The organism is Microbacterium sp. SWDP-B6 (assembly GCF_059803615.1).
In genome coordinates this window covers 20999-27770 of the sequence record NZ_JAPFGV010000021.1, presented here as the reverse complement: position 1 = coordinate 27770, position 6772 = coordinate 20999, and the positions used below count along the sequence as shown (strand labels likewise).

At 65.5% G+C, this 6772-nt stretch carries 10 protein-coding genes; all 10 read left to right on the top strand.

Annotated elements, in window-relative coordinates:
- Positions 1-107 precede the first annotated feature (107 nt).
- Positions 108-506: a 30S ribosomal protein S8 gene (gene rpsH / locus OPU70_RS17355; protein ID WP_042538774.1), complete on the top strand. Its 399-nt coding sequence runs from the start codon at positions 108-110 to the stop codon at positions 504-506.
- 6 nt (positions 507-512) lie between these two features.
- Complete coding sequence (gene rplF / locus OPU70_RS17350) at positions 513-1049, top strand: 50S ribosomal protein L6 (protein ID WP_042538776.1); 537 nt, start codon at positions 513-515, stop codon at positions 1047-1049.
- Between the two features lie 2 nt (positions 1050-1051).
- A complete protein-coding gene (gene rplR / locus OPU70_RS17345; RefSeq protein WP_042538778.1) occupies positions 1052-1411 on the top strand; it encodes a 50S ribosomal protein L18 in 360 nt (119 codons plus the stop codon).
- Between the two features lie 20 nt (positions 1412-1431).
- Positions 1432-2106, top strand: coding sequence for a 30S ribosomal protein S5 (gene rpsE / locus OPU70_RS17340; protein ID WP_052492887.1), 675 nt, complete (start codon positions 1432-1434; stop codon positions 2104-2106).
- Positions 2106-2291, top strand: coding sequence for a 50S ribosomal protein L30 (gene rpmD, locus OPU70_RS17335; protein WP_042538783.1), 186 nt, complete (start codon positions 2106-2108; stop codon positions 2289-2291). Before rpsE ends, rpmD begins: the two co-directional genes overlap by 1 nt.
- The gene (gene rplO, locus OPU70_RS17330) at positions 2291-2917 is read left to right on the top strand and encodes a 50S ribosomal protein L15 (RefSeq protein WP_079113390.1); all 627 of its coding nucleotides are present in this window, start codon (positions 2291-2293) and stop codon (positions 2915-2917) included. The genes rpmD and rplO overlap by 1 nt, the downstream gene beginning before the upstream one ends.
- Before the next feature lie 101 nt (positions 2918-3018).
- The gene (secY, locus tag OPU70_RS17325; protein ID WP_042538786.1) at positions 3019-4341 is read left to right on the top strand and encodes a preprotein translocase subunit SecY; all 1323 of its coding nucleotides are present in this window, start codon (positions 3019-3021) and stop codon (positions 4339-4341) included.
- Positions 4338-4934: an adenylate kinase gene (locus tag OPU70_RS17320; protein ID WP_042538788.1), complete on the top strand. Its 597-nt coding sequence runs from the start codon at positions 4338-4340 to the stop codon at positions 4932-4934. The genes secY and OPU70_RS17320 overlap by 4 nt, the downstream gene beginning before the upstream one ends.
- Before the next feature lie 10 nt (positions 4935-4944).
- Positions 4945-5793 carry a type I methionyl aminopeptidase gene (gene map, locus OPU70_RS17315; protein ID WP_042538790.1) on the top strand — a complete coding sequence of 283 codons (849 nt, stop codon included), beginning with the start codon at positions 4945-4947 and terminating at the stop codon, positions 5791-5793.
- Positions 5794-5950: 157 nt separating this feature from the next.
- Positions 5951-6610, top strand: a complete 660-nt coding sequence (locus tag OPU70_RS17310) for a DsbA family protein (protein WP_042538792.1) — start codon at positions 5951-5953, stop codon at positions 6608-6610.
- Positions 6611-6772: the final 162 nt, after the last annotated feature.

Below are 6772 nucleotides of genomic sequence, written 5' to 3'. Positions count from 1 at the left end.
GCCCCCCCCCCCCCCCCCCCGATCCCGTACAATTGAAGATTGCGTGTCATCGCAGGCCGTCTGTCGTGTAACGGCAGCCGGAACCTCATGAACAAAGGAAAACAACAATGACAATGACAGACCCGGTCGCAGATCTGCTGACCCGTCTGCGCAACGCGAACTCGGCGCATCACGATTCCGTGACCCTGCCGTCGAGCAAGCTCAAGACGCACATCGCCGAGATCCTCCAGCAGGAGGGTTACATCGCCGGATGGGAGACGACTGACGCTCGCGTCGGCACGAACCTCACCCTGCAGCTGAAGTACGGTCCCAACCGTGAGCGTTCGATCGCGGGCATCAAGCGCGTGTCGAAGCCCGGCCTCCGCGTGTACGCGAAGTCCACCGAGCTGCCCAGGGTCCTCGGCGGACTCGGCGTGGCCATCCTGTCCACCTCCTCCGGTCTTCTCACTGACCGTCAGGCAGAGCAGAAGGGCGTGGGCGGAGAAGTTCTCGCCTACGTGTGGTAATCGAAAATGTCGCGTATTGGACGACTTCCCATCGACGTTCCCGCGGGCGTGACCATCTCGGTCGACGGCCGTGAGGTCGCGGTGAAGGGCCCCAAGGGTGAGCTCACCCTGACGGTCGCCAAGCCCATCGAGGTCGCGGTCGAGGAGAACCAGGTTCTCGTCACCCGTCCCGACGACGAGCGCGAGTCCCGGTCGCTTCACGGCCTGACCCGCACGCTCATCAACAACAACATCATCGGCGTGACCCAGGGCTACACCAAGGGTCTCGAGGTCGTCGGAACCGGTTACCGAGTGGCACAGAAGGGCAGCTCGGTCGAGTTCGCCCTCGGCTTCTCGCACCCGGTCCTCATCGACCCGCCCGCCGGTATCACGCTCACGGTCGAGGGCACCAACAAGCTCACGGTCAGTGGTATCGACAAGCAGGCTGTCGGCGAGGCAGCTGCGAACATCCGCAAGATCCGCAAGCCCGAGCCGTACAAGGGCAAGGGTGTGCGCTACGCCGGCGAGATCGTGCGTCGCAAGGCCGGAAAGAGTGGTAAGTAACCATGGCTCTCAAGTCAAAGTCTGACGCCCGCGCGCGTCGTCATGCCCGCCTTCGCAAGAAGGTCGTCGGCACCGAGTCGCGTCCGCGTCTCGTCGTCAACCGCTCGGCTCGCCACGTCTTCGTGCAGCTTGTCGACGACAGCAAGGGTCACACCGTGGCGTCGGCATCGACGCTCGAGACCGACCTGCGCTCGCTCGAGGGTGACAAGACCGCCAAGGCCCGCAAGGTCGGCGAGCTTCTCGCCGAGCGTGCGAAGTCTGCCGGCGTTTCCGAGGCAGTGTTCGACCGTGGCGGCAACCGCTACGCCGGTCGTGTCGCCGCCATCGCCGACGGCGCCCGCGAAGGGGGTCTGGCACTGTGAGTGACAACAAGGAGAACGAAGTGACCGAAGCGGCAGCTGCCACTTCCGAGACTGCCACCGGCACCACGCAGGCAGAGCCGTCTCAGCGCGACAACCGCCGCGGCGGTGGCCGTGGTGACCGCAACCAGGGTGGCCGTGACCGCAACTCCCGCGACCGTGGGGACAACCAGTTCCTCGAGCGCGTGGTCACCATCAACCGCGTCTCGAAGGTCGTGAAGGGTGGTCGTCGCTTCAGCTTCACCGCTCTCGTGGTCGTCGGTGACGGCAACGGTCTGGTGGGCGTCGGCTACGGCAAGGCTCGCGAGGTCCCCCTGGCGATCGCCAAGGGTGTCGAAGAGGCCAAGCGCAACTTCTTCCGCGTGCCGCGCGTCGGCAGCACCATCCCGCACCCCGTGCAGGGTGAGGCTGCAGCAGGCGTCGTCCTGCTTCGTCCGGCCGCTGCCGGTACCGGTGTCATCGCCGGTGGTCCCGTCCGCGCCGTGCTCGAGTGCGCCGGCATCCACGACGTGCTCTCGAAGTCGCTCGGCTCGTCGAACACGATCAACATCGTGCACGCGACGGTGACGGCCCTGAAGATGCTCGAGGAGCCCCGTGCGGTCGCCGCACGTCGTGGCCTCGAGTTCGACCAGGTCGCACCCGCGCGTCTTGTCCGTGCGGAGGCTGACGCCATCGCCGCACAGAAGGTAGGTGCCTGATGGCTGCGCGCCTGAAGGTCACGCAGGTCAAATCCAAGGTGAGCGAGAAGCAGAACCAGCGTGACACGCTGCGCAGCCTCGGTCTGAAGCGCATCGGTGACAGCACCGTCCGCCCCGACGACGCGCAGACGCGCGGTTACGTCAAGACCGTCGCCCACCTCGTCAAGGTTGAGGAGATCGACTAATGGCTGAGAAGAACGAAGCCGTCGAGGCCGAGAAGGCCCCGAAGAAGGCTGCCGCTCCCAAGGCCGCAGCCGAGAAGAAGCCCGCCGCCAAGAAGGCACCTGCAAAGGCGTCTTCGGCAAAGGCCGACGCCGTCAAGAAGCCCGCTGCCAAGAAGGCTGCGCCGAAGAAGGATGCTCCGGCATCCCGCCCCGGCGTGCTGAAGGTGCACCACCTGCGTCCGGTTCCCGGATCCAACACCGCGAAGACCCGTGTCGGTCGCGGTGAGGGCTCCAAGGGCAAGACCGCGGGTCGCGGTACCAAGGGTACGAGGGCTCGCAACACCGTTCGCGTCGGATTCGAGGGTGGGCAGATGCCGCTGCACATGCGCACCCCGAAGCTGCGCGGGTTCAAGAACCCGTTCCGCGTCGAGTACCAGGTCGTGAACCTGGAGAAGCTCGCGGAGCTGTACCCCAAGGGTGGCGACGTCACCATCGGCGACCTGGTCGCCAAGGGTGCCGTTCGCAAGAACGAGAAGGTCAAGGTTCTCGGAAACGGCGACATCGCCGTGAAGCTCACCGTAGCGGTCGACAAGGTCTCGGGTTCTGCCGAGCAGAAGATCGTGGCGGCCGGCGGATCCGTCAAGTAACCACTTCATGAGAGGGGTCGGAGATTCTCCGGCCCCTCTTATGGGTTAGCCTGTTCTTTCAGCCGTCCTTCAGGGATCGGCAACCTTTCAGGAGGACGTCCTTGTTTAGCGCCATCGCGCGGATCTTCCGCACGCCCGACCTGCGTCGGAAGATCGGTTTCACCCTCGCCATCGTCGCCATCTACCGGCTCGGCTCGAATGTGCCTGCTCCGTTCGTGAACTTCCCGAACGTCGAGGAGTGCCTCGCGCTGAACTCCGGGACAGAGGGACTCCTCGGGCTCGTCAACCTGTTCTCGGGTGGCGCGCTCCTCCAGCTCTCGATCTTCGCGCTCGGCGTCATGCCGTACATCACCGCGACGATCATCACGCAGCTCCTCCGCGTCGTGATCCCTCACTTCGAGGCTCTGCACAAGGAGGGCCAGGCCGGCCAGGCCCGCCTGACCCAGTACACGCGGTACCTCACGATCGCGCTGGCGCTGCTGCAGTCGACCACGCTCGTGACCGTGGCCCGCAGCGGTCAGCTCTTCGGCACGACCGACATCGCGGCGTGCCAGAACCTCCTCACCAACGACGTGTGGTGGGCGCAGCTGCTCATGATCATGACCATGACCGCAGGCACCGGACTCATCATGTGGTTCGCCGAGCTCGTCACCGAGCGCGGCATCGGCAACGGCATGTCGCTGCTCATCTTCACCTCGATCGCCGCCACCTTCCCCGGCGCCATGTGGCTCATCTGGGAGAGCAAGGGCTTCGAGGTCTTCCTCCTGGTGCTCCTGGTCGGAATCATCGTGATGGCGCTCGTCGTGTTCGTCGAGCAGTCGCAGCGGCGCATCCCGGTGCAGTACGCCAAGCGCATGGTCGGTCGTCGCACCTACGGCGGCACCAACACCTACATCCCGATCAAGGTCAACATGGCCGGCGTGATCCCTGTGATCTTCGCCTCCTCGCTGCTGTACATCCCTGCGCTCATCGCGCAGTTCAACACTCCGCAGGACGGCTCCGAGCCGGCGGCATGGGTGACCTGGATCAGCGCGAACTTCACGACAGGCAACAGCCCCATCTACATGGCGGTGTACTTCCTGCTGATCATCGGCTTCACGTACTTCTACGTCGCGATCACCTTCAACCCGGTCGAGGTCGCAGACAACATGAAGAAGTACGGCGGGTTCATCCCCGGCATCCGTGCCGGTCGTCCCACCGCCGAGTACCTCGACTACGTGCTCACCCGCATCACGCTTCCCGGGTCGATCTACCTCGGTCTGATCGCGCTGATCCCACTGATCGCTCTCGCCACCGTCGGCGCCAACCAGAACTTCCCGTTCGGCGGCGCGTCGATCCTCATCATCGTGGGTGTCGGTCTCGAGACGGTCAAGCAGATCGACGCCCAGCTGCAGCAGCGTCACTACGAAGGGCTCCTCCGATGACTCGATCAGCTCGTCTTCTCATCGTCGGTCCGCAGGGCTCGGGCAAAGGCACCCAGGGTGTCCGCATCGCCGAGTCGTACGGCATCCCGGTCGTCTCGACCGGAGACATCTTCCGCGCGAACATCAAAGAGGGCACGCCGCTCGGCCAGCAGGTCACGGCTGTCCTCGACAAGGGAGACCTCGTTCCCGACGAGCTGACCAGCGAGATCGTTCGCGATCGCCTGTCGCAGGACGACGCCGCGAACGGCTTCCTCCTCGACGGCTACCCGCGCAACGCCGCCCAGGTGCAGCATCTCGACGCGTTCCTGTCCGCTCGCGGCGAGTCGCTCGACGCGGTCATCCTTCTCGACGTTCCCCGCGAGGAGAGCATCGAGCGGTTGAAGCTCCGTGCGGCCGAGCAGGGCCGTTCGGACGACACCGACGAGGCCATCGCGCACCGCCTGGACATCTACGAGCACGAGACGGCCCCGATCCTCGAGGTCTACGGGCCCCGTGGCATCGTCGACCGGATCGACGGCGTCGGCTCGCTCGACGAGATCACCGAGCGCGTCTTCGCGGCTCTCGTCGCTCGCGGCCTGCGTCTCGCGGCCTGAACACCGCGCGATGTTCCGCAAGTCGATCTACAAGAATGCGGCTCAGCTGCGAGCGATGGTCGAGCCCGGCCTCATCACTGCCGCGGCGCTGGACGCCGTCCGGCCGTTGATCCGACCGGGGGTCACGACCCTCGAGCTCGACGCCGAGGCCAACCGCGTGATCCTCGCCCGTGGTGCCGAGTCGAACTTCCAGCTGGTTCGCGGCTACAAGCACACCACGTGCATCTCGGTCAACGAGGAGGTCGTGCACGGCATCCCCGGCGAGCGGATCCTGCAGGCAGGCGACATCGTGTCGATCGACTGCGGCGCGCAGTTCCAAGGGTGGAACGGCGACAGCGCGATCACGGTGGTCGTTCCCGATGACACGCGTCCCGAGCTCGTCGCGCAGCGACAGGAGCTGTCGCGCGTGACAGAGGGGTCCATGTGGGCCGGTATCGCCGCAATGGCGTCCGCTTCCCACCTGGGTGACATCGGCGCCGCCATCCAGGGTTACATCGAGGCTCAGGGACCGTCAGCCGTCTCGGGGGAGACCTACGGCATCCTGCGCGAGTACGTCGGCCACGGCATCGGTCGCAAGATGCACGAGGCTCCGAGCGTCTTCAACTACCGGACGCCCGATCCCGGTGCAGAGGTCAAGCCCGGTCTGGTGCTGGCCATCGAGCCGATGGTGACCGCCGGCAGTGACGAGACCTTCGTCGAGGACGACGACTGGACGGTCTCGACGGTCGACGGCACCGACGGATCGCACTGGGAGCACAGCGTCGCCCTGCACGAGGACGGCATCTGGGTGCTCACCGCCCCCGACGGGGGAGCGGCAGGCCTCGTGTCCTTCGGCGTGACGCCGACGCCCATCGCCTGACCTCTCTGCGCCCTCAGACGCGGCGCGAACTGTGATCCTGCACGCGATCACAACGTGCGCATAGGTTTCTCCGGGCACAATGGGTGTATGGGTGCGCATGCACCCGAAGACTTCAGGCCGGGTCCGCCACGTCGGGCCTCGACAGAAACGGAAAGCAATGGCAGCCGCGAAGAGCAACACCAACTGGTTCGTGATCGGCGTCTCGGCGGCAGTGGTGGTCGTGCTGGCCGTGCTGGCCTTCGTCGTCGTGTCCCTGAACAACCAGGCCACCGACCCCGGCACCGCCCCGCAGAGCTCCATCGTCAACGAGGAGACCGGGGCCATCTCGTTCGGCTCCGGCGAGGACGAGATCGACACCTACGTCGACTTCATGTGCCCCGTGTGCGGACAGTTCGAGGACGCCTACGGCGAGCAGCTGCAGGCAGCAGCCGCTGATGACAAGATCACGCTCAACATCCACCCCGTGTCGATCCTCAACAGGCTCTCGACGACCGGGGAGTTCTCCTCGCTGTCGGCCGGCTCGATGTACTGCGTCGCCGCAGAGGCTCCCGACGCCACTCTGGACTACTTCAACCTGCTGTTCGCGAACCAGCCCGAGGAGAACTCCGCCGGACTCAGCGCTGAGGAGCTGAGCGCCCTCGCCGAGCAGGCAGGAGCGGGGGCCGCGGCGGACTGCATCGCCGACGGCACCTACAACAAGTTCGCCGACTCCCAGACCAAGGCGCACGAGATCTCGGGAACCCCGACCGTCGAGATCAACGGCACCCGCATCGACAACAGCGAGATCGCCACGGAGTTCGCCAAGATCCTCGGCTGATCCGCGTCAGTCGCACAACGGGAGTTCCGGCATCCTGGCCAGGTTGCCGGAACTCCCGTTGTCGGATAACATAGATCCTTGGTGCCTTGCGCCTTGATTCGGCGTGTCTGAATCGGCAAGAAGCACCGCAATCCCATCACCCACCGCAGATCGACCGGTCTG